Source organism: Sinomonas sp. RB5 (assembly GCF_054063535.1).
Window position 1 is genome coordinate 254,176 of the sequence record NZ_JBSSGJ010000001.1, and the last position, 21,700, is coordinate 275,875.

The following is a 21,700-nucleotide window of genomic DNA, read 5'->3' on the forward strand; positions in this document are numbered from 1 at the left end:
ATGGGTCAAGCCTACGCGGTCGGCGGCCGCCGTCCCGGCGCGGGCCGCGGGGCCCTGGACGTGGCCGGACCCCCCGGAGCAGACCGCCGGGCCGGGCCGCGGCGCCATGGACGGGGCGCGCGCGCCGCAGCTATCCTGACCGCCGTCCGCCGTACATGCACAGGAGGTCCCGTGAGCATTGCCGTCGTGGTCCACGCCGCCGGGGACCTGCGCCTCGATCCGGTGCCGGAGCCGCGGCCGGGGCCCCGGGACGCGGTCGTGGCGGTCGAGTACGGGGGCATCTGCGGCAGCGACCTCTCCTACCTCCGGCACGGCGCCTCGGGCCTGAGCATCCTGCGTGACCCCCTCGTGCTCGGCCACGAGGTCGCCGGGCACATCGAGGCCCTCGGCGAGGCGGTGACGGGCTTCGACGTGGGCCAGCGCGTGGCCGTCCACCCCGCCACGGTGTGCGGCCACTGCCGGCACTGCACCCAGGGCCGGCCCAACCTGTGCGAATCGGTGCGCTACCTCGGCTCCGCCGCGTCCTGGCCCCACACCCAGGGCGCCTTCTCGGCCCGCACCGTGGTCCCGGCGGACCAGCTGCGCGCCGTGCCCGAGGGCGTAAGCACGCGCCTGGCCGCCGTCGCCGAGCCCCTCGGCGTCGCGATCCACGCCGTCAAGCGGGCCGGCGACGTCCGCGGCCGCACGGTCCTGGTCAACGGCGCCGGGCCGATCGGCGCGCTCGTCGTCGCCGCCGCGCGCCGGGCCGGGGCCGCCCGCGTGATCGCGGCGGACCTCGCCCCCGCCTCGCTCGGGGTCGCCGAGAGGATGGGCGCCCACGAGACGGTGGACCTCGCCGGGGGCGCTGCGCTGCCCGAGGCCGACGTCGTCTTCGAGGCCTCCGGCGCGCCCGGGGCCGTCAGCGCCGTCCTGCGTTCCGTCCGGCGGGGCGGCACGGTGGTCCAGGTCGGCAACCTGCCCGCCGGGGACATCGCGGTCTCGCTCGGCGCGCTCGTGTTCCGCGAGGTGGACTATCGGGGGACGTTCCGCTTCGTCGACGAGATCGCGACAGCCCTGGCGTACCTCGCCGAGGGGCTCGACGTCGGGCCCCTGCTCACCCACGAGTTCGCCGCCGAAGACGCCGCCGAGGCCTTCCGCGTGGCAGGGGACCGCCGCACCGGCTCGTCGAAGGTCCTGCTGCGGTTCTGAAGTTTGGCAGAATGGTGCGGGTGAGCAGCGCAGGCAGCAGGGCATCCCTCGAGAAGCGGCCCGACGAGGTCGCCACCATGTTCGACGAGGTCGCACCCCGGTACGACGTCATGAATGACCTCCTCTCCCTCGGCCAGACGCGCCGCTGGCGGAAGATCGTGCTCGATGCGGTCGATGCCAGTCCCGGCCAGCGGGTCCTCGACCTCGCCGCCGGGACCGGCACCTCCTCGGAGCCCTACGCGGACGCGGGGATCGACGTCGTGGCCTGCGACTTCTCCCTCGGCATGCTCCGGGTGGGCAAGCGCCGCCGCCCCGACATCGACTTCATCGCCGGTGACGCGACCAACCTGCCCTTCGCGGACGGCTCCTTCGACGCCGTGACCATCAGCTTCGGGCTGCGCAATGTGAGCGACCCCCGCAAGGCCCTCGCCGAGATGCTGCGCGTGACCAAGCCCGGCGGCCGGCTCGTCATCGCCGAGTTCTCCTCCCCGGTCAACCCCCTCTGGCGCACCATGTACGTCGAGTACCTCATGCGCGCCCTGCCCGAGATCGCCCGCCGGGCGTCCTCCAACCCGGACGCCTACGTGTACCTCGCCGAGTCGATCCGCGCCTGGCCGGACCAGGACAACCTGGCCGCATGGCTGTCCGCGGCCGGGTGGACGGACGTGACGTACCGCAACCTCTCCGGCGGGATCGTGGCCGTGCACCGCGCGTACAAGCCCGAGGCCGCGACCGCCTCGCCGGCGGCGCCGCCCGCCCAGGTCCGGCGGGCACGCCGCTCCGCGTCCCGCTGACGCCGCCGGATCCACCGTGGACGTCCTGATCGTCGGCGCCGGGCCGGCCGGCTCGACCGCAGCCCACTACCTCGCACGCTCCGGCGTGCCCGTGACCGTGCTCGAGAAGACCCGCTTCCCGCGCGAGAAGGTGTGCGGGGACGGGCTCACGCCCCGCGCCGTGCGCGAGATCCAGCTGCTCGGGCTCCCGCATGCCGCCGAGGACGGCTGGCGCCGCAACCGCGGCCTGCGCCTCATCGCCGGCGGCCGCACCCTCGAGCTCCCGTGGCCCGACCTCGACGGCTTCCCCGACTACGGGCTCGTCCGCACCCGGCTCGGCTTCGACGAGGCCCTCGCCGCCCACGCCCGCTCCGCCGGGGCGCAGATCCTCGAGGGGCACTCGGTCGCGGAGGTCCTCACGGACGACGCCGGCCGGGTGGTAGGTGCCCGCGCCCACCTCCTCGACGAGGCCGGCAAGAAGACCGGCGAGACGCGTGACTTCCACGCCGACGTGGTGCTCGCCGCCGACGGCAACTCGACCCGCGCCGCCGTCTCCCGCGGGCTCGCCAAGCGCGACGACCGCCCGCTCGGGGTCGCCTACCGCACGTACTTCGAAAGCCCCCGCCACGAGGACGACTGGATGGAGGGCTGGCTCGAGCTGCCCGGGGCGGACGGCAAGCCCCTGCCCGGGTACGGCTGGGTGTTCGGCGTGGGCGACGGCACGTGCAACGTGGGCCTGGGCATCCTCAACTCTTCGAAGGAGTTCGGCAGGCTCGACTACCGCCAGGTGCTGCGCGAATGGACCGCCGGGATGCCGGGGGAGTGGGGCTTCAGCGAGGAGAACCAGGTCGGCCCGATCCGCGGCGCCGCGCTGCCCATGGGCTTCAACCGGACCCCGCACGTGGTCCCCGGCATGGCCCTCCTCGGCGACGCCGGAGGCATGGTCAGCCCGTTCAACGGCGAGGGCATCTCCTACGCCATGGAGTCCGGGCGGTTCGCCGCCCAGTACCTCGTCGACGCCGCAGCAGCCCAGCGCGCGGCGGGCCGGGCGCGGCCGGCGGAGGCCGACGTCGACCGTCGCCTCGGCGCGTACGCGGACCGGGTGCGGCGCGAGTGGGGGAGCCATTTCACGCTCGGCCGCGGGTTCGCGGCGCTGATCGGCCACCCGGCCGTGATGCGGGCGGCGCTCGCCACCGGCATGCCGGTGCCGCCGCTCATGCGCCTCGTGGTGCGGCTGCTCGCCAACCTCACCGACCGGCCCGGGACGAGCCTGCCGGACGCGGCGATCCGGGTGCTCGAGGCGCTCGTGCCCGCGACATCGAACACCGTTCCACCGAGCCCGGCGCCCGCAGCGCGCCCCGAAAGCTAGGCTTGACCCCGTGACTGATTCTGCAGACAGCCGCTGGACGCACGCGGGGCACGGCCGCCCCGAGTCCTCCGAGCCGCCTCCCACGACCACGGCGATCGCCGCGGGCATGCAGCTGCCTGCCGGCTTCGCCGCCATTGCCGAGGACGCTGAGCTGGGCCCTGCGATCAGCACGAGCATGGCGCGCGTCGAGCGGGTCCTGCGGGAGGCCATCTCCAACTCCGACCCGCTGGCCGACGCGACGAGCAAGCACCTCATGGAGGCGGGCGGCAAGCGCATCCGCCCGCTGCTGACCATCCTCGCCGCCCATCTGGGCGACTCCGAGCGCGCCGAGGTGCTCCAGGCGGCGGCGGTCGTCGAGCTCACGCACCTCGCGACGCTGTACCACGACGACGTCATGGACTCCGCGCCGTACCGCCGCGGCGCCCCCACCGCCCACGAGGTCTGGGGCAACACCGTGGCGATCCTCGCCGGCGACCTCATCTTCGCCCGCGCCTCGATCCTCGTCTCCGACCTCGGCGGGCGCGCGCTGGCCATCCAGGCGCGCACCTTCGAGCGGCTCTGCCTCGGGCAGCTGCACGAGACCGTGGGCCCGCGCGACGGCGAGGACCCGCTGCAGCACTACATCTCCGTGCTGTCGGACAAGACCGGCTCGCTCATCGCCGCCTCCGGCCAGTTCGGCGTGATCTTCTCCGGCGCCCCGTCCGAGTACGAGTCCGTCCTCGTGGACTACGGCGAGAAGGTGGGCGTCGCGTTCCAGCTGGCCGACGATGTCATCGATGTCACCGGCGGCAAGGTCACCTCGGGCAAGATCGCCGGGACGGACCTGCGCGAGGGCGTCCCGACCCTGCCCGTGCTGCTGCTCCGCCGCGCCGCGGCCGACGGCGATGCCTCCGCCCAGCGCGTGCTCGGCTTCGTGGACGCGGACCTCTCCGGCGACGACGCGCTCGCCGCGGCGGTCGACGCGATCGCGTCGCACCCGGTGACCGAGCAGTCGTGGGCCGTCGCCCGGGAGTGGGCCGATGCGGCCAAGGCCGCGCTCCGGCCGCTGCCCGAGGGGGTCGTGAAGGATTCGCTGGCCGCGTTCGCGGACGCGGTGGTGGAGCGCCGGGCCTGACTTCGCCCTCCCCCCCCGCCCCCGACGGCCGACCGACGACGAACGACGGCCAACTGACGCGGGGTCACCTCTCGGATGACGCGGGGTCGTCTCTTGGGCGACCCGAGGTCATCTCTCAGGTGACGCGGGGTCATCTCTCCAGTTGTCCGGGGTCATCTCTCGGGTGACGCGGGGTCATCTCTCCAGCTGTCCGAGGTCAGGTCATGCGGTGCGGCCTGCGAGGTGGCCCCTGAGAGCGGCTCGAACGCTAGCGAAGTCGTTCTGGCAATCCTCGGATCTGACGATGAGCACGATCCACCCGGCTGCGCGGAAGGCGGCGTCCCGCCGTGCATCGCGCCAGCGCTGTTCCTCGCTTAGGTGATGACTGCCGTCGTACTGAATCGCCACCTTGACCGACGGATACCCCATATCGGCGCTCGGCGAGAAGGGATCGTTTGGCCGCAGAGCAATCTGCAGCTCGGGTTCCGGGAATCCATGGGCGAGCAGGCTGAGGCGGAGGAGCGTCTCTTGAGGCGAGTCGGCCCCGACCCGCATGTCGGCGAGAGCGGCTCGGCACTTCGCGACGCCCGGCATGTTGGGGTGTGCCCGGAGCAGGGCTGCAAGTGCGCCTTTGGTGGCGTGAGGAACAGCGCGGCCCTCAAGCCCGGGCCTGGGAATGCGAAGCAGCTCGTCTCCAAGGATCACCAGCCCCACGGGGCCGAGTTCGTTTCCAAGGTCGAGCCAGGTCCTCGCCGGCGAGCTGACTCTGACTCCTACACTCAGCTCGACAATCTCGCCTGCCTTGACGCGCACCCTGTGGCCGACGACGCCGGTTCTGCGCACGCGGGGCACGTCCGTGGGCTTGCTCAAGTGGAGCAGGGAGTGGTCTGCAGCGTCATCCGGCAGCCACAGCCCGTGAAGGGCTGCCGCAGTTTGATGCGATGCCCACGCCTGCGGTGTCACCGCGAGGTGCGCTCGTACGCGGTCCCGGAGCTGGGCGGTGTTGTCGTCGGGGACGTAGAGCTCACGGCTGATATGCCGGACGTTCTCCTGAAGCAGTTGGGAGTAGTCGAGACCATGTCGCTCGGCCTCGGCAGCCGTGAAGGGGGCTGCGAGCAGGGTCTCGCGGGCTTTGACAGGATCCATGGCCCCATAGTGGCAGGGTCCGGGCTGGAGCGTCGGAAGTTATCCACAGGCATTCGGCAAAGGGGCAGCGTGGGGAGCGGGACCTGGTGGCCCCGCGCAGAGGGAGAGGTGACCTCGGGTCGGGTGGGAGGTGACCTCGGGTCGGGTGGGAGGTGACCTCGGGTTGGGTGGGAGGTGACCCCGCACGGAGGGAGAGGTGACCTCGGGTCGGGTGGGAGGTGACCCCGCACGGAGGGAGAGGTGACCTCGGGTCGGGTGGGAGGTGACCCCGCACGGAGGGAGAGGTGACCTCGGACCGGGGGGAGGAACGGTTAAACGGGTGGTCCCGGGACTCGGCTAACGCCGATTCCCGGGACCGTTTCCGTTCGCACCCGGATTCACTGGAGGCTAAGAAGTGAACCCACTGACAAGCATATGACAGATCTGTAAAAAGTCCAGCGATACCGGTCAATCAGTGTGAAGGGGGGGGCGGTCAGCCCTCTTCGTCTTCCTCGTCGTCCTCGCTGAAGACCCACTCGAACATGTCGAACGTGAACTCGGAGAACGTGCCGTCCTCCGAGACCCACTCGCCCCGGGCGTTGTTCTTCCGGTACACGATCGGGTCCGGGACGCGCAGGTCGCCCGCGCGGAAGCCCCAGGTGAACTGCTCGTCCTCGTCCTCGAGGAACATGAGGAAGCCCTCGTCGTCGATCTCGAGCTCTTCGGGGTCCCAGAAGTAGTGGTAGGCCTCCATGAGCTCGGAGTTGCCCAGCGCGAGGTAGAACTCGCGCAGCACCTGCGGGACGGTGAACGCATGTTCTTCGAGGGCCTCCTCGAGCTCCTTCTCGGAGATTCCGTCCTCGGGCTTCCAGGGATCCTCGAGGTACTTCGGGACAAGCGCGCGGAACTTCTCCAGGAACATCTCGTTCATATGCTTCATCCTAGTCGGGCGGGGCCCGCGGGTTTCCGCCGCGTGAACTGACGGCCGGTACGCTCGGCACATGAGCCAGGACATCCTCGTGGCATGCGCCCACGGAACCAGCAACGCCGGGGGCCGGGCCGCGATCCTTGCCGTCGTCGAGGAGATCCGGGCAGCCCGGCCGGGCCTGACCGTGGTGGACGCCTACGTCGACGTGCACGGCCCCGAGCTGCCGGAAGTGGTGGCCGGACTGCCCGCGGGGGCGGGCGCCGTCGTCGTGCCCCTCCTTCTCAGCGTCGGCTACCACGTGAAGGTGGACATCGCCCGTGCGGTGGCGGCGCGGCCCGGCACGCTCGCCGCGGGCCCCCTCGGGCCCGACGAGCGCCTCGCGGACCTCCTCGCCGAGCGCCTCGCCGAGGCGGGACTGCGCGCCGACGACGCCGTGGTGCTCGCCGCCGCCGGGTCGTCGAATCCGCAGGCGGCGGCCGACGTCGAACGCCTTGCCGACATGCTCCGCCATCGCGTCCCGAACCGCGTGCTGCCCGGGTACGGCGCGAGCGCCTCGCCGAGCGTGCCGGAGGCCGTCGCCGAGCTGCGGGCCGAGGAGACGGACCGGGCGGGCGACGCCGCGCGGGTCGTCATCGCCTCCTACCTCCTCGCGCCGGGGTTCTTCCACGACCAGCTCGCGAAGGCCGGGGCCGACGCCGTCGCCGCGCCGCTGCTGCCGGCGCCCGTCATCGCCCGGATCGCCCTGGACCGCTACGACGCCGCGCTCGCCGCGCGGGCCGCCCAGGCGCCCGCCCCGGCGCCCGCCGAATGAGCGCCGCTGCCGAGCACGCACCCCGGAAGGCGACGGCCGGACTCCTCGTGGTCCTCGTCGCGGCGATGGGCGTGGGTCCGCTGCTGAACTACGGCCTCAGCGCCGTGAGTCCGCTCATCCTCGCGTCGCTGGGGATGAGCCAGTCCCAGTTCGGCCTCCTCGCCGGGGCCGTGTTCGCCTCGGCGGCCGTGAGCAGCTTCTCCCTCGGGCGCCTGAGCGACCGGGCGGGAACGCGCACGCAGCTCGTGCTGATCTTCGGCGGGACCGTCGTGGCGCTCGTCATCGCGGCCCTCGCGCACAGCTTCTGGGTGCTCCTCGCCGCGGTCATCATCGCCGGCCCTGCGCAGTCGATCTCGAACCCGACCACCAACCGCGTCATCGTGACCTCGGTGCCCCCGCACAAGCGCGCCGGGTGGATCGGGATCAAGCAGTCCGGCGTCCAAGCGAGCCAGCTCTTCTCCGGTCTGTTCTTCCCCGCGGTGGCGCTCTGGCTCGGGTGGCAGGGCGCATTCGGGTTGGCCGCGGTTGTTGCGCTCGGCCTGCTCGCCTACGGGTTCACGCAGGTTCCCTCGGAGCCCGCGAAGCCGAGGTCCCGCGCCCGGCGCGGGCAGGGCGGATCCCTGCCGTTCTCGGTGTGGCTCTTCGCCGGGTTCGCCTTCTTCTCGGGCCTGGGGATGCAGGCCACCAACGTGTACCTGCCGCTCTACGCGGTGCGCGAGCTGGGCTTCCCGCTCGTGCTGGCGGGGGCCGCGGCGGGCGTCTCGGGCATCGTGGGCGTGTCCTCGCGAATCGTGTGGGGGCGCAGGATGGCCGGCGGCGCCCGTCCGTCCGGGCTGCTGTTCGCCCTGGCCCTCGGGGCGATCGTGGGCGTGGCGTGCCTGCTCGGCGCCGGCGCCCTGCACCAGCCGTGGCTCGTCTGGGCCGGGGTCGCGCTGCACGGGGCTACGGTGCTGGGCGCGAACGTGATCATGAACGCGGCCGTGCTCGTGGTGGTGCCCTCGGAACGGGTCGGCGTGGCGTCCGGCGTGCTCGCCGCGGGCATGTACACGGGGTTCTCGCTCGGGCCGCTCATCATGGGCGTCCTGGCCGACGCGACCGGCTCGTACGACGTCGGCTGGCTCTCCGTCGGCGCCGGGTACCTGGTCTGTGCGGGCCTGGCGCTGTGGCTGCGGCGGTACGGCGCCACACACCCGTGGACGTCGTTCTCCCGCTGACCCCCTCGGCGTTCCGGGTACGCATCTCGTCGCCTCCTGAGCGTTTCGGGTACGCATCTCGTCGCCGTTTCCGGCTTTCTGGTACGCACGACGGCGCGTTCCCCCGGCCGCGCGCGGCGACGCGGCCGGCGTCGTGCGCGCCACCAGAGGGCTTGGGCCCGGGCCTGAGCAGCGGACGGCTCCAGAGCGGACGGCGAGCCGCGGGTAACGCCCGCGTACCCGGAACGCCGAAAGCGCGACGAGATGCGTACCCGTAACGCCGAAAGCGCGACGAGATGCGTACCCGAAACACAAGGCGGGGGAGGGGTGGGGCGGGAGGCGGGGAGGAGTCAAGGGGCGCCCCCGAGATCGGGCCCTGTGCGACGAAATGCGTCCCCGGGTGACCCTGCATTGCAGCGCCGTGGAGCCCGGGCAGCGGGCTCCGTACCCTCGAACGCATGACAGAGACCGCCACGCACCCGCGCACCGACGCCGCGCGCCCAGCACGCCCGCGTGCCGCCAAGCCGAACGGGCAGTGGAAGGTGGACGGCACCGCCCCGCTCAACCCGAACGAGGCCTGGAAGCAGGAGGACGGCGGGCTCAGCGTCCGCGAGCGGATCGAGTCGATCTACGCCGCCGGCGGGTTCGACTCGATCGACCCGACCGACCTGCACGGCCGCTTCCGCTGGTGGGGCCTCTACACCCAGCGCAAGCCCGGGATCGACGGCGGCAAGACCGCCACGCTCGAGCCGCACGAGCTCGAGGACCGCTACTTCATGATGCGCGTGCGGATCGACGGCGGCGCGCTCACCACCGAGCAGCTGCGCGTGATCGGCGGGATCTCCCGCGACTTCGCCCGCGGCACCGCGGACATCACCGACCGGCAGAACATCCAGCTGCACTGGGTCGAGATTGAGAGCGTGCCGGAGATCTGGCGCCGCCTCGAGGCCGTGGGGCTGCACACCACCGAGGCCTGCGGCGACGTGCCGCGCGTGATCCTCGGCTCCCCGGTCGCCGGCATCGCCGCGGACGAGATCCTCGACCCCACCCCGCAGATCCGCGAGATCGCGGACCGCTACATCGGCGACGAGTCCTTCGCGAATCTGCCCCGCAAGTACAAGACCGCCATCACGGGCCACCCGTCCCAGGATGTGGTCCACGAGATCAACGACTTCGCCCTCGTCGGCGTGGTGCACCCCGAGCTGGGCCCCGGCTACGACCTGTGGGTCGGCGGCGGGCTCTCCACCTCGGCGCACCTCGCCGTCCGCCTCGGCGCCTTCGTCGAGCCCGCGCGCGCGGCCGAGGTGTGGGTCGGCGTCACGAGCATCTTCCGCGACTACGGCTACCGCCGCCTGCGCAACCGGGCGCGCCTGAAGTACCTCGTGGCGGACTGGGGCGCCGAGAAGTTCCGGCAGGTCCTCGAGACCGAGTACCTCGAGGCGCCCCTGCCCGACGGCCCCGCCGCCGAGAAGCCCTCCACCCCCGGCGACCACGTGGGCGTCCACCGGCAGAAGGACGGCCGCTTCTACATCGGCGCCACCCCGACCGTGGGCCGCGTCTCCGGCGAGACCCTCGTGCGGCTCGCCGACCTCATCGAGGCCCACGGCTCGGCCCGCCTGCGCACCACCCCGCACCAGAAGATCGTGGTGCTCGACGTCGAGGAGGGCCGCGTCGACTCGCTCGTGGCCGGCCTCGAGGAGCTCGGCCTCTACGCAGACCCGAGCCCCTGGCGCCGCTCCACCATCGCCTGCACCGGCATCGAGTTCTGCAAGCTCGCGATCGTGGACACCAAGGACACCGCGACCGCCGCCATCGCCGAGCTCGAGCAGCGCATCCCGGCCAACGAGCTCCTGCGGCCGCTGACCCTGCACGTGAACGGCTGCCCCAACTCGTGCGCGCGCATCCAGACGGCGGACATCGGGCTCAAGGGCCAGCTCCTGCCCGACGGCAACGGCGGCCAGACCCCGGGCTTCCAGGTGCACCTCGGCGGCGGCCTCGCCTCCGACTCCCGCGAGGAGGCCGGCACCGGCCGCACCGTCCGCGGGCTCAAGGTCACCGCCGAGGGCCTGCCCGACTACGTCGAGCGCGTCACCCGGCGCTACCTCGCCGAGCGCGCCGACGAGGGGCAGACCTTCGCCGAATGGGCCCACGCCGCAGACGAGGAGGCACTCCAGTGACGGCCACGACGAAGCGCTCGCAGGACGAGCTCAAGGCCCTCGCCGAGGCCGGCGCCGCCGAGCTCGGCTGGGACGCCTCCGCCCAGGAGGTGATCGGCTGGGTGGCGCGGAACTTCGCGGTGGAGGCCACCGCCGTTGCCTGCTCGATGGCCGACGCCGTCCTGCCGGCCCTGGTGGCCGACCAGCTCCCGGGCGTGGACGTCCTCTTCCTCGACACCGGCTACCACTTCCCCGAGACGTACGCCACGCGGAACGAGGTCGCCGAGAACCTCCGCGTGCGGATCGTCGATGTCACGCCGAAGCAGACCGTCGCCGAGCAGGACGCCGCCGAGGGCAAGGACCTCTTCTCCCGCGATCCGGGCCGCTGCTGCGCCCTGCGGAAGGTCGAGCCGCTGCACGCCTCGCTCGCCGGCTACGAGCTGTGGTTCACCGGCGTGCGCCGCGACGAGGCCCCGACCCGCAGCAGTACCCCGCTCGTGACGTGGGACGAGAAGAACGGCCTCGTGAAGGTCAACCCGGTGGCCCCGTGGTCCTTCGAGGCGCTGGTGCAGTACTCCGAGGACAACCTCCTGCCCGTCAATCCCCTCCTTGCCCAGGGGTACCCCTCCATCGGCTGTGCGCCGTGCACGCGCCCGGTCGCCCCCGGAGAGGACCCCCGAGCCGGCCGCTGGTCCGGCACCGACAAGACAGAATGCGGACTCCACGTATGAGCACTCCCACCGACACGCTGGTCGAGCCCACCCGAGGCCAGGGCTCCCTCGCGCTCCTCGACGCCCTCGAGGCCGAGTCGATCCACATCATCCGCGAGGTCGTCGCCGAGTTCGAGCGCCCCGCGATGCTCTTCTCGGGCGGCAAGGACTCCGTGGTCATGCTGCACCTGGCCGCCAAGGCGTTCTGGCCCGGGAAGATCCCCTTCCCCGTGCTCCACGTGGACACGGGCCACAACTTCCCCGAGGTCCTCGACTTCCGCGACCGCACCGTGGCGCGCCTGGGCCTGAAGCTCGTGGTCGGCTCCGTGCAGGAGTTCATCGACCGCGGGGAGCTCGCCGAGCGCGCCGACGGCACCCGCAACCCGCTGCAGACCGTGCCGCTCCTGGACGCGATCGAGCGCAACAAGTTCGACGCCGTCTTCGGCGGCGGCCGCCGCGACGAGGACAAGGCCCGCGCCAAGGAGCGCATCCTGTCCCTGCGCGACGAGTTCGGCCAGTGGGACCCGCGCAACCAGCGCCCCGAGCTGTGGAACCTCTACAACGGCCGACACACGGTGGGCCAGCACGTGCGGGCGTTCCCCATCAGCAACTGGACCGAGCTGGACATCTGGCGGTACATCGAGCGCGAGCAGATCGAGCTGCCGAGCATCTACTACGCGCACGAGCGCGACGTGTTCGTCCGCGACGGCATGTGGCGCGCCGTGGGGGAGGTGAGCCGGCCGCGCGAGGGGGAGGACGTCGTCGTGCGCACCGTGCGGTACCGGACGGTGGGGGACATGTCCTGCACCGGCGCCGTGCTCTCCGACGCCTACACCGTGGCGGACGTGGTGCGCGAGGTTGCCGCGTCCACCCTCACCGAGCGCGGGGCCACCCGCGCCGACGATCGCATTTCCGAAGCGGCGATGGAAGACCGCAAGAAGGACGGGTACTTCTGATGAGCACGCTGGCCGAGCCTGCCGAGACCACCACGCTGACCGAGGGCACCCTCTTCCGCTTCGCGACCGCCGGGAGCGTCGACGACGGCAAGTCCACCCTCGTGGGCCGCCTCCTGCACGACTCCAAGGCGATCCTCGCCGACCAGCTCGACGCCGTGGCGCGCACCTCCGAGGCCCGCGGCTTCGGCGGCGAGAAGGGCGGGCTCGACCTCGCGCTCCTCACCGACGGGCTGCGCGCCGAGCGCGAGCAGGGCATCACGATCGACGTCGCCTACCGCTACTTCGCGACCGACCGGCGCACGTTCATCCTCGCCGACTGCCCGGGCCACGTGCAGTACACCAAGAACACGGTCACCGGCGCCTCGACTGCGGACGCCGTGGTGCTGCTCATCGACGCGCGCAAGGGCGTGCTCGAGCAGACCCGCCGGCACCTCTCGGTCGCCGCGCTCCTGCGCGTGCCGCACGTGGTGGTCGCAGTGAACAAGATCGACCTCGTGGACTTCTCCGAGCCGGTCTTCACGGCGATCGCGGACGACGTCGCGCGGCTGGCCTCCGAGCTCGGCCTCCGTGACGCTGTGGCCGTCCCGGTCTCCGCCCTCGAGGGCGACAACATCGTGGACCGCTCCGACCGCACCGCCTGGTACGCCGGGCCGACGCTCCTCGAGCTGCTCGAGTCCCTGCCGAGCACCGACGAGCTCGACGACTCTGGTTCTGCTCCTGCGGAGCCCTTCCGCTTCCCCGTCCAGACCGTGATCCGCCCGCAGGGCGCGCTCGCGCCGGGCCTGGACGAGGCCGAGTTCCGCGACTACCGGGCCTACGCCGGGCAGGTCACGGAGGGCGTGGTGCGCGTGGGCGACCGGGTCTCCGTGGTGACCCCGGGCCAGGCCGCGCGCGAGACGACCGTGGTGGGGATCGACGTCGCCGGCCGCTCGCTCGAGGAGGCCGGGGCGCCCCTGTCCGTCGCGCTGCGCCTCGCGGACGAGTTCGACGTGGCCCGCGGCGACACGATCGCCGCCGCCGGGACCCTGCCGGAGAGCAGCGCGGACCTGTACGGCTCGGTGGCGTGGCTGTCCTCCAAGCCGCTGCGCGAGGGCGCCAAGGTGCTCGTCAAGCACGGCACCTCCACGGTGCGCGGCCTCGTGCGCGCCGTGACCGGGAAGCTGGACCTCGACTCGTTCGAGGTGGCGCCCGCGTCCGAGCTGGGACTCAACGACATCGGCGAGGTCCAGGTCCGCCTGGCCGCCCCGCTGCCCCTCGAGCCCTACGCGGCCCACCGCCGCACCGGGGCGTTCCTCGTCATCGACCCGCAGGACGGCAACACCCTCGCCGCCGGCATGGTCCGGCAGCACCCGGGGGACACCGAGGACGAGCGGTACTGGATCTAGGGTCCCGGCTCCGTCCGGTCGCGGCGGAGCAGGAGGCGTCGATGCCATGAGTGTGCGGCTGACGCGGGTGCAATGAGTGAGCACCCGCGTCAGTCGCACACTCGTGTGCGCGCCCAGGGTGACCTTCGGCGCTGTGCGCGGAGGGCCGCCTCAGAGGACCATGCTCCTATGAGGGGTGACCGCCGGGAGCCCGCCAGTGGCCAGGCTGCCGCTGGCGCCGACGTCCTGCTCCGGTCGTGGCGCTTCACCGACGCCTACGGCCGTGAGCTGACGGTCGGCGCCGTGCGCTGGCACTACGCCCGCCTGGGCCGCGGCCCTGCCGTGCTCTGGCTCACCGGCGGCCTGCGGCGGGCGGCCCTCGGGGCAGTGTCCCTCGAGCGGCTGGCCGCCGCCCACACCGTGGTGGCCCCGGACTACCCGCCCGTGACCAGCTTCGCCGCGATGGACGCGGGGCTCTGCGCGATCCTCGCCGCCGAGGGGATCGACCGCTGCGACCTGGTCGGCCAGTCCTACGGCGGGATGCTCGCGCAGGCGTTCCTGGCAGCCCACCCCGAGCGGATCCGGCGGCTGGTGCTCTCCAGCAGCGGCCCGGCGGACTACGGCAGGCGCTGGCTGCCGGTGCTCGCGCTGCTCATCGGGGTGGTCCGCGTGCTGCCGCGCCCCCTGCTCACCCGCCTCCTCGTCCGCGCCCTGAGGGGGCTGCTGTCCTCTGAGCGCAGCCCCCGCGGCGCCGGGGCCGCGATCCTGCGTCGGACCCTCGGGCACGACCTGACCCGGGCCGACGTCGTGTCCCACTTCGCCGTCGCCGCCGACGTGGCGCGGCGCCTGCTGGTGCGTCCAGACCGATTCGCCGGCTGGCACGGCGACGTCGCCGTGCTCCGTGCCGAGAACGACCGCACCCAGGGAGCCCGGGACATCCCCCGGCTGCAGCGGCTGCTGGGCCGGCCGGTCCGGGTCATCTCCATGGGCTCAGCCGGCCATGCGGCGGTGCTGCTCGAACCGGACCGCTACACGCAGTGGCTCGAGCAGGCGCTCGGCTGACGGCGCGCATCTTCCGATGGCCGACGCCGCGCCTCCGCCCTGCCGTCCGGCCAGTGGACGTGTGACAGGCGGGGTTCACCCGGCGCTGCTAGCGTCGGGAGCGAACAGGACGGCATCGCGGCCGCACCCCAGCAGTCCGTGCGCCGGAGCCGACCTGTCGCCTGCAGTAGAAGGCCCACAGTATGACCGGTTTGCCCCGAATCCGAGGCCTGCCTCGGGAGAGGAAGGAAGCAGATGACCGACAACCAGCAGGGCGGATGCCCGGTGATGCATGACAATGCTGCGGCCCAGGCGGGCGCGACGGCGAGCGGCAGCGAGAGCGAGAACCCGGCGATCGATGCGCCCACGCCCAAGACCGACCAGCCGCGGAAGAACACCGACTGGTGGCCGAACCAGCTCGACCTGACGGTGCTCCACCCCCACCACCCCGCGGGCAACCCGCTCGGTGCTGGCTTCGACTACCGCGAGGAGTTCGCCAAGCTCGACCTCGAGGCGCTCAAGCGGGACATCGTGGAGGTCCTGACGACGCCGCAGGACTGGTGGCCGGCCGACTTCGGCCACTACGGCGGCCTCATGATCCGGCTCAGCTGGCACGACGCCGGCACGTACCGCGTGTTCGACGGCCGCGGGGGCGCCGGGGACGGCAGCCAGCGCTTCGCGCCGCTGAACAGCTGGCCGGACAACGCCAACCTGGACAAGGCCCGCCGCCTGCTCTGGCCGGTCAAGCACAAGTACGGCCAGAAGATCTCCTGGGCGGACCTGCTCGTCTACGCCGGCAATGTGGCCCTCGAGTCCATGGGCTTTACGACGTTCGGGTTCGCGTTCGGCCGCGAGGACGTGTGGGAGCCGGAGGAGATCTTCTGGGGCTCGGAGGACACCTGGCTCGGCCCCGACCGCTACGTCGGCAAGGACGAGATGGTGCCCGTGGTCGGCGCGACGGAGATGGGCCTCATCTACGTCAACCCCGAGGGCCCCCAGGGCAACCCGGACCCGGCGGCCGCGGCGGTGTTCATCCGCGAGACCTTCGGCCGCATGGCGATGAACGACGAGGAGACCCTCGCCCTCATCGCAGGAGGCCACACGTTCGGCAAGACCCACGGCGCGGCCCCCGCGGACGCGCACGTGGGCCCCGAGCCGGAGGGCGCGGACCTCGAGGCCCAGGGCCTGGGCTGGCTGAGCACCTACGGCAGCGGCAAGGGCTCCGACACCATCACCTCGGGCCTCGAGGTCACCTGGACCGACCGGCCGACCGAGTGGAGCAACCGGTTCTTCGAGATCCTCTTCGGCTACGAGTGGGAGCTGACCAAGAGCCCCGCCGGGGCGTGGCAGTGGGTGGCAAAGGACGCCCCGGAGATCATCCCGGACGCGTTCGACCCGGAGAAGAAGCACCGGCCCACCATGCTCACCACGGACCTCGCGCTGCGGGTGGACCCGACCTACGAGAAGATCGCCCGCCGCTTCCTCGAGCACCCGGACGAGTTCGCGCAGGCGTTCGCGAAGGCCTGGTACAAGCTCCTGCACCGCGACATGGGCCCCGTGGGCCCGCACATGCTCGGCCCCTGGGTGCCCGAGCCGCAGGTCTGGCAGGACCCGGTCCCCGCCGTGGACTACGAGCTGGTGGACGAGGCGGACATCGCCGCGCTCAAGGCCCAGCTCCTCGAGGCGCTCCCGGCGGAGACGCTCCTGCGCACGGCCTGGGCCTCGGCGTCGACCTTCCGCAGGACGGACGGGCGCGGCGGCGCGAACGGCGCCCGCCTCCGCCTCGAGCCCCAGCGCGGCTGGGAGGCCAACGAGCCCGAGCAGCTCGACTCCGCGCTGAGGGCCTTCGAGGGCGTGCAGGAGAAGTTCAACGGCGCCCAGACGGGTGGGAAGAAGGTCTCCCTCGCGGACCTGATCGTGCTCGGCGGCGCCGCGGCAGTCGAGGAGGCCGCGCGGGACGCCGGCTTCGAGGCGAGCGTACCCTTCCGGCCCGGACGCACCGACGCCACGCAGGAGCAGACGGACGTCCAGTCCGTGGGCTACCTCGAGCCGCGGGCGGACGGGTTCCGCAACTACCTGCGGCCGGGGGAGAAGACCCCCGCGGAGAAGCTCCTCGTGGAGAAGGCCTACATGCTGGGCCTCTCCGCGCCCGAGATGACGGTGCTCGTGGGCGGCCTGCGCGTGCTCGGCGGCAATGTGGGCGGCTCGTCCCACGGCGTGCTCACGGACCGGCCCGGTGCGCTCACCACCGACTTCTTCGTCAACCTGCTCTCCCCGGGCACCCGGTGGAAGGCCTCGGAGACCGAGGAGAACGTCTACGAGATCGCCGACGCCGCCACCGGCCAGGTGAAGTGGACCGCCACGGCCGCGGACCTCGTCTTCGGCTCCAACTCCCAGCTGCGGGCCCTCTCCGAGGTGTACGCAAGCAGCGACGCCGGCCAGAAGTTCGTGGACGACTTCGTTGCCGCCTGGACCAAGGTCATGGAGGCCGACCGGTTCGACCTGCGCTGACACCCGGCTGCTGACGCCCACAGTGGGCCGAGCCGCCCTGTCCTGCCGCTGCATCGCGGCCGGACAGGGCGGCTGCTCTTTGCTCGCTTCCGACCGGCATTCCCGGGCGGCACTTCTGACCGGCATTCCCGGCCGGCAGCGGCGCGTCGGCCAGGACACGCCGGTGTCCGCGCCGGCCGACGCCCGAAACCCGGTCGGAATTGCCGCGGCCGGCCCACCCACATGACTCCCCGTGACGCCCCGTGACCGCCCGTGAACCCACCCTTGGGCGGCCCCCCGCGCCTCGTCCATGCTTGAACGCATGATCCCGCAGACCCCTCCCCGCACGGCGGCGCGAATGCCCCGATGTCGGGCCCGTCGATAGGCCCCATCCGAGACCTGACGACCTGCGAGACCAAGGACTTCCTCCCATGAGCGAGACCACCACGAGCCCCGGGACCATCCGCATCACGGCCGACGCGGGGCCGCCGAAGCGCCGCCGCGGCCTCGCGCTCGGGATCGGCGCCGCCCTCGTCGTCGGCCTCCTCGGCGGAGCCACCGCGGTCGCCGCCGCGGTGACCGGCGGCGAGCCGCGCACGACGCCGGCCGTCGCCGCCGGGGCCCCCGCGCCACAGCTGCGGCTCGGCTACTTCGCCAACGTGACGCACGCCCCCGCGCTCGTAGGCGTCCAGGACGGCCTCCTGGCGAAGGCGCTCAAGGCCGCCGGCACCGACTCCCTGACCACCCAGGTGTTCAACGCCGGCCCCGCCGCCGTGGAGGCGCTCAACGCCGGCGCGATCGATGCGGCGTACCTCGGCCCGAACCCGGCCATCAACTCCTTCGTGCAGAGCCACGGCGAGTCCCTCTCGGTGATCGCCGGGGCGGCCGCCGGCGGCGCCCAGCTTGTGGTCAGGCCCGGCATCACGGCCCCGGCGCAGCTGCGGGGCGCCGTCCTCGCCACGCCCCAGCTCGGCGGCACCCAGGACGTGGCCCTGCGCGCCTACCTCGCGTCCAAGGGCCTGAAGACCACGCCGAACGGCGGCGGGGACGTGACGGTCAACCCCACCGACAACGCCGCGACCCTCAAGCTCTTCCAGGACGGCAAGATCGACGGCGCGTGGCTGCCCGAGCCGTGGGCCTCCCGCCTCGTGCTGCAGGCCGGGGCCAAGGTCCTCGTGGACGAGAAGGACCTGTGGAACGGCACGGGCACGGGGAAGCCCGGCCTGTTCCCGACCACGATCCTCGTGGTGAACAAGGCGTTCGCCGCGCAGCATCCGCAGACCGTCGAGGCCCTGCTGCGCGGCCACGTCGCCGCCGTCGACTGGCTGGGCCGCGCGTCCGCCGCCGAGAAGGCCTCGACCGTCAACGCGGCGCTGCAGAAGGCGGCCGGCGCCGCCCTCCCCGCGGACGTGATCGGGCGGGCCCTGGCCAACATCACCTTCACCACCGACCCGCTCGCGGGCGCCTACCCCAAGCTCCTCGCCGACGGCGTCACCGCGGGCGTCACCAAGCCGGCGGACCTCCACGGCCTCTTCGACCTGCGGGCCCTGAACACCGTCCTCGCCCAGAGCGCCGGCCGCGGCAGGGCCAGCGCCGCCGGCCTGGGCCAGGACTGAGAAGGAGAGGACCCGACATGACCGTCGTGCTCGAGAACCTCGGCAAGCGCTTCGGCACCGGCGCCCCGGTGCTGGAGGGCGTGACCGCCTCGATCGGCCAGGGCGAGTTCGTCGCGCTCCTGGGCGCCTCAGGCTGCGGCAAGTCCACGCTCCTGAACATCATCGCCGGCCTCGACCGTCCCACCGCGGGCGCGCTCGAGGTCCCGGCGGACGGCGCCGCGTTCATGTTCCAGGACGCCGCCCTCTACCCCTGGCTCACCGCCCGCGGGAACATCGAGCTCGCCCTGCGCCTGCGGGGCGTGCCCAAGGGCGAGCGGCGGGCGCGCGCGGTCGAACTCCTCGAGCTCGTGCGCCTCGGCGACGCCGCGGACCGGCGCCCGCACGAGCTCTCGGGCGGCATGCGCCAGCGCGTGGCCCTCGCCCGGGCCCTGTCCCAGGACCGCCAGGTCCTGCTCATGGACGAGCCCTTCGCCGCGCTGGACGCCATCACCCGCGACCTCCTCCACGAGGAGCTCACCCGGATCTGGCGAGAGACCGGCCGGACCATCATCTTCGTCACCCACAACGTCCGCGAGGCCGTGCGCCTGGGGCAGCGGATCCTGCTGCTCTCCTCGCGGCCGGGCCGCGTCGTCGCGGAGTGGCCGGTCCCGGACGCCGTGAAGCACGACGCCGGCGCTTCCGCCACCCTCGCCAACGAGCTCACCACCCGCCTCCGGCAGGAGATCGCCCGCCATGCCAAGTAACCCCACCCTCACCGAGACGGCCTCCCTCGACGCCGAGCTCGCCGCCATCGAGGCGGGCCTCGACGAGCTCCAGTCGGACACCGTGCGGCGCAGCCGGGACCTCTCCCGCGTGCTCCTGCCCCTCGTCGCCGTCGTGGTCCTCGTCCTCGCCTGGCAGCTCTACGTCACGCTCGGGCTCAAGCGCCGGGACCTGGTCCCGGGCCCGCTCGACGTCGCGGCCTCGCTCGGGCAGCTGTGGAGCGAGGGCAAGGCGCAGGAGGCCGTATGGACCTCGCTCCAGCGCGGCCTGCTCGGCTTCGCGGTGAGCGTCGTCGTCGCGACCCCCCTCGGGCTGCTCCTGGGCCAGGTGAAGAACCTGCGCCGGGCCTTCGGGCCGCTCATCTCGGGCCTGCAGGTCCTGCCGTCCGTCGCGTGGGTCCCCGCCGCGGTCATCTGGTTCGGGCTCACGGACGCGACCGTGTACTTCGTGGTGCTCATGGGCGCCATCCCCTCGATCGTCAACGGGCTCATCTCCGGGATCGACCAGGTCCCGCCCCAGTACCGCTCCGTCGCGAAGGTCCTCGGCGCCTCCAAGGCCGAGCTCGCGCTCCAGATCATCCTGCCCGCCGCCCTGCCCGGGTACGTGGCCGGGCTCAAGCAGGGCTGGGCGTTCTCGTGGCGCTCCCTCATGGCCGCCGAGATCATCGCCGTGGGCGGCACGCTCGGGTTCGGGCTCGGTTCGCTCCTGGACCAGGGCCGCACGCTCAGCGACATGGGCGTGGTCATGAGCGCGATCCTGACGATCCTCGCGGTCGGCATCCTCATTGAACTGTCCGTGTTCGGACCCATCGAGCGGCGCATGCTCCAGCGCCGCGGACTTCTCACCGGAGGCACGCGATGAGCGGCATCGACCTGTACCCCACCACGCTGCGCCTGCTCGGCCGGGACGTGCTCGTCGTAGGCGGCGGGAAGGTCGCCGCCCGCAGGGCCCAGGGCCTGCTCGACGCCGGCGCGAAGGTGACCGTCGTGGCGCCCGAGGCGGCGGCCGACGTCGTGCGCCTGGCTGAGGCGGGGCTCGTCGCCTGGGTGCGCCGCTGCTACGAGACGGCCGACCTCGAGGGCGCGTGGTTCGTCCAGACGGCGACCGGCGTGCCGGCGGTGGACGCGCGCGTCGCCGCCGAGGCCGAGGAGCGCCGCATCTGGTGCGTCAACGCCGCCGACCACGAGTCCTCCGCCGCGTGGACGCCGGCAACCGCCCGGGTGGACGACGTGACGGTCGCCGTGAACGCCGGGGGAGACCCGCGCCGGGCCAAGGCGCTCAAGGACGCCGTGGTGCTCGCGCTGCGCACCGGCAAGCTCCCGCTGCGCCGGCGCCGCCAGGGCGTCGGCCGGGTCGCGCTCGTGGGCGGCGGCCCCGGCGACACGGGGCTCATCACCGTCCGGGGACGGACCCTGCTCGCCGAGGCGGACGTGGTCGTGGCGGACCGGCTCGGCCCGCGCGGGCTCCTCGACGAGCTCGGCGATCTGGCCGCGGGCGGCCCCCGGGTGATCGAGGTCGGGAAGGCCCCGGGCGCGCATACCGCCACCCAGGAAGAGATCAACGAGATCCTCGTCCGCGAGGCGCAGGCGGGCCACGTCGTGGTCCGGCTCAAGGGCGGCGACCCCTACGTCCTGGGCCGCGGCGGCGAGGAGGCCGAGTTCTGCCGGCGCCACGGCGTCGACGTCGAGGTGGTCCCCGGCGTCACGAGCGCCGTGTCCGTGCCCGCCGCCGCCGGCATCCCGGTCACCCACCGGGGCCTCGCGACCGGCTTCAGCGTCGCCACGGGCCACGACGAGCTCGCCGAGCTCCCTGCGCGGCCCGACCACACCATCGTGCTGCTCATGGGCGTGCGCCGCCTCGCCGAGTCCGCCGCGGCCCTGCGTGCGCGCGGCCTGGGGGAGTCGACGCCGGTCGCGATCGTCGAGCGCGGCTGGACCCCCGAGCAGCGCGTCACCATCGGCACACTGGGTACGATCGTTGATCGGGCCCGTGCCGTCGGCGTCGCGAATCCCGCCGTGATCGTGGTCGGCGACGTCGTCCGCGTGAGCCCGTACGCGCCGTCGGACATCGCCCACGCCTCGCTCTCCACGAACCGCTAGAGACCCGAAGAAGAAGCCAGAAGGAA

At 72.9% G+C, this 21,700-nt stretch carries 18 protein-coding genes; 16 read left to right on the forward strand and 2 right to left on the reverse strand.

The genetic code is table 11. The features are described 5' to 3' along the window. The first annotated feature begins 171 nt into the window (after nt 1-171). From ACVWWH_RS01190 to ACVWWH_RS01205, 4 genes are read left to right on the forward strand one after another with little or no spacing between them, the layout of a single operon-like run. Nucleotides 172-1,188, forward strand: coding sequence for an L-idonate 5-dehydrogenase (locus ACVWWH_RS01190; RefSeq protein WP_244932804.1), 1,017 nt, complete (start codon nt 172-174; stop codon nt 1,186-1,188). Nucleotides 1,189-1,208: 20 nt separating this feature from the next. Continuing rightward, nucleotides 1,209-1,982 carry a demethylmenaquinone methyltransferase gene (locus ACVWWH_RS01195; protein WP_457315323.1) on the forward strand — a complete coding sequence of 258 codons (774 nt, stop codon included), beginning with the start codon at nt 1,209-1,211 and terminating at the stop codon, nt 1,980-1,982. Nucleotides 1,983-1,998: 16 nt separating this feature from the next. Further along, nucleotides 1,999-3,330: a geranylgeranyl reductase family protein gene (locus tag ACVWWH_RS01200; RefSeq protein ID WP_066499840.1), complete on the forward strand. Its 1,332-nt coding sequence runs from the start codon at nt 1,999-2,001 to the stop codon at nt 3,328-3,330. A gap of 10 nt (nt 3,331-3,340) precedes the next feature. Beyond that, nucleotides 3,341-4,444 (forward strand): polyprenyl synthetase family protein, encoded by a 1,104-nt coding sequence (locus tag ACVWWH_RS01205; RefSeq protein WP_066499835.1) that lies wholly within the window; start codon nt 3,341-3,343, stop codon nt 4,442-4,444. A 201-nt stretch (nt 4,445-4,645) separates the two neighbouring features. Here the strand turns inward: ACVWWH_RS01205 and ACVWWH_RS01210 are convergent, their stop codons facing one another. After that, the gene (locus tag ACVWWH_RS01210) at nt 4,646-5,569 is read right to left on the reverse strand and encodes a hypothetical protein (RefSeq protein ID WP_457315324.1); all 924 of its coding nucleotides are present in this window, start codon (nt 5,567-5,569) and stop codon (nt 4,646-4,648) included. A 472-nt stretch (nt 5,570-6,041) separates the two neighbouring features. Beyond that, a complete protein-coding gene (locus ACVWWH_RS01215) occupies nt 6,042-6,479 on the reverse strand; it encodes a hypothetical protein (RefSeq protein WP_066499830.1) in 438 nt (145 codons plus the stop codon). Between the two features lie 70 nt (nt 6,480-6,549). Here ACVWWH_RS01215 and ACVWWH_RS01220 point away from each other — a divergent pair, with 70 nt between their 5' ends. The 12 genes from ACVWWH_RS01220 to cobA all read left to right on the forward strand — a co-directional run bounded on the left by ACVWWH_RS01220 (nt 6,550) and on the right by cobA (nt 21,674). Beyond that, on the forward strand, nt 6,550-7,287 hold the full coding sequence (locus tag ACVWWH_RS01220) for a sirohydrochlorin chelatase (RefSeq protein WP_457315325.1): 738 nt from the start codon (nt 6,550-6,552) through the stop codon (nt 7,285-7,287). Further along, a complete protein-coding gene (locus ACVWWH_RS01225; RefSeq protein WP_457315326.1) occupies nt 7,284-8,501 on the forward strand; it encodes an MFS transporter in 1,218 nt (405 codons plus the stop codon). Before ACVWWH_RS01220 ends, ACVWWH_RS01225 begins: the two co-directional genes overlap by 4 nt. Nucleotides 8,502-8,938: 437 nt before the next feature. Continuing rightward, nucleotides 8,939-10,657, forward strand: coding sequence for a nitrite/sulfite reductase (locus ACVWWH_RS01230; RefSeq protein WP_457315327.1), 1,719 nt, complete (start codon nt 8,939-8,941; stop codon nt 10,655-10,657). Beyond that, nucleotides 10,621-11,367 carry a phosphoadenylyl-sulfate reductase gene (locus tag ACVWWH_RS01235; protein WP_066499821.1) on the forward strand — a complete coding sequence of 249 codons (747 nt, stop codon included), beginning with the start codon at nt 10,621-10,623 and terminating at the stop codon, nt 11,365-11,367. Before ACVWWH_RS01230 ends, ACVWWH_RS01235 begins: the two co-directional genes overlap by 37 nt. Then, nucleotides 11,364-12,302 carry a sulfate adenylyltransferase subunit CysD gene (cysD, locus tag ACVWWH_RS01240; protein ID WP_066499819.1) on the forward strand — a complete coding sequence of 313 codons (939 nt, stop codon included), beginning with the start codon at nt 11,364-11,366 and terminating at the stop codon, nt 12,300-12,302. The genes ACVWWH_RS01235 and cysD overlap by 4 nt, the downstream gene beginning before the upstream one ends. Further along, on the forward strand, nt 12,302-13,687 hold the full coding sequence (locus ACVWWH_RS01245) for a sulfate adenylyltransferase subunit 1 (RefSeq protein WP_066499818.1): 1,386 nt from the start codon (nt 12,302-12,304) through the stop codon (nt 13,685-13,687). The genes cysD and ACVWWH_RS01245 overlap by 1 nt, the downstream gene beginning before the upstream one ends. 168 nt (nt 13,688-13,855) lie before the next feature. Further along, the gene (locus tag ACVWWH_RS01250) at nt 13,856-14,728 is read left to right on the forward strand and encodes an alpha/beta fold hydrolase (RefSeq protein WP_457315328.1); all 873 of its coding nucleotides are present in this window, start codon (nt 13,856-13,858) and stop codon (nt 14,726-14,728) included. A gap of 234 nt (nt 14,729-14,962) precedes the next feature. Continuing rightward, nucleotides 14,963-17,218 carry a catalase/peroxidase HPI gene (katG, locus tag ACVWWH_RS01255; protein WP_457315329.1) on the forward strand — a complete coding sequence of 752 codons (2,256 nt, stop codon included), beginning with the start codon at nt 14,963-14,965 and terminating at the stop codon, nt 17,216-17,218. Between the two features lie 410 nt (nt 17,219-17,628). Next, nucleotides 17,629-18,813: an ABC transporter substrate-binding protein gene (locus ACVWWH_RS01260; protein ID WP_457315330.1), complete on the forward strand. Its 1,185-nt coding sequence runs from the start codon at nt 17,629-17,631 to the stop codon at nt 18,811-18,813. A 17-nt stretch (nt 18,814-18,830) separates the two neighbouring features. Further along, nucleotides 18,831-19,556, forward strand: a complete 726-nt coding sequence (locus ACVWWH_RS01265; protein WP_066499811.1) for an ABC transporter ATP-binding protein — start codon at nt 18,831-18,833, stop codon at nt 19,554-19,556. Next, a complete protein-coding gene (locus tag ACVWWH_RS01270; RefSeq protein ID WP_457315331.1) occupies nt 19,546-20,436 on the forward strand; it encodes an ABC transporter permease in 891 nt (296 codons plus the stop codon). The genes ACVWWH_RS01265 and ACVWWH_RS01270 overlap by 11 nt, the downstream gene beginning before the upstream one ends. Further along, nucleotides 20,433-21,674 (forward strand): uroporphyrinogen-III C-methyltransferase, encoded by a 1,242-nt coding sequence (gene cobA / locus ACVWWH_RS01275; RefSeq protein WP_457315332.1) that lies wholly within the window; start codon nt 20,433-20,435, stop codon nt 21,672-21,674. Before ACVWWH_RS01270 ends, cobA begins: the two co-directional genes overlap by 4 nt. Nucleotides 21,675-21,700: the final 26 nt, after the last annotated feature.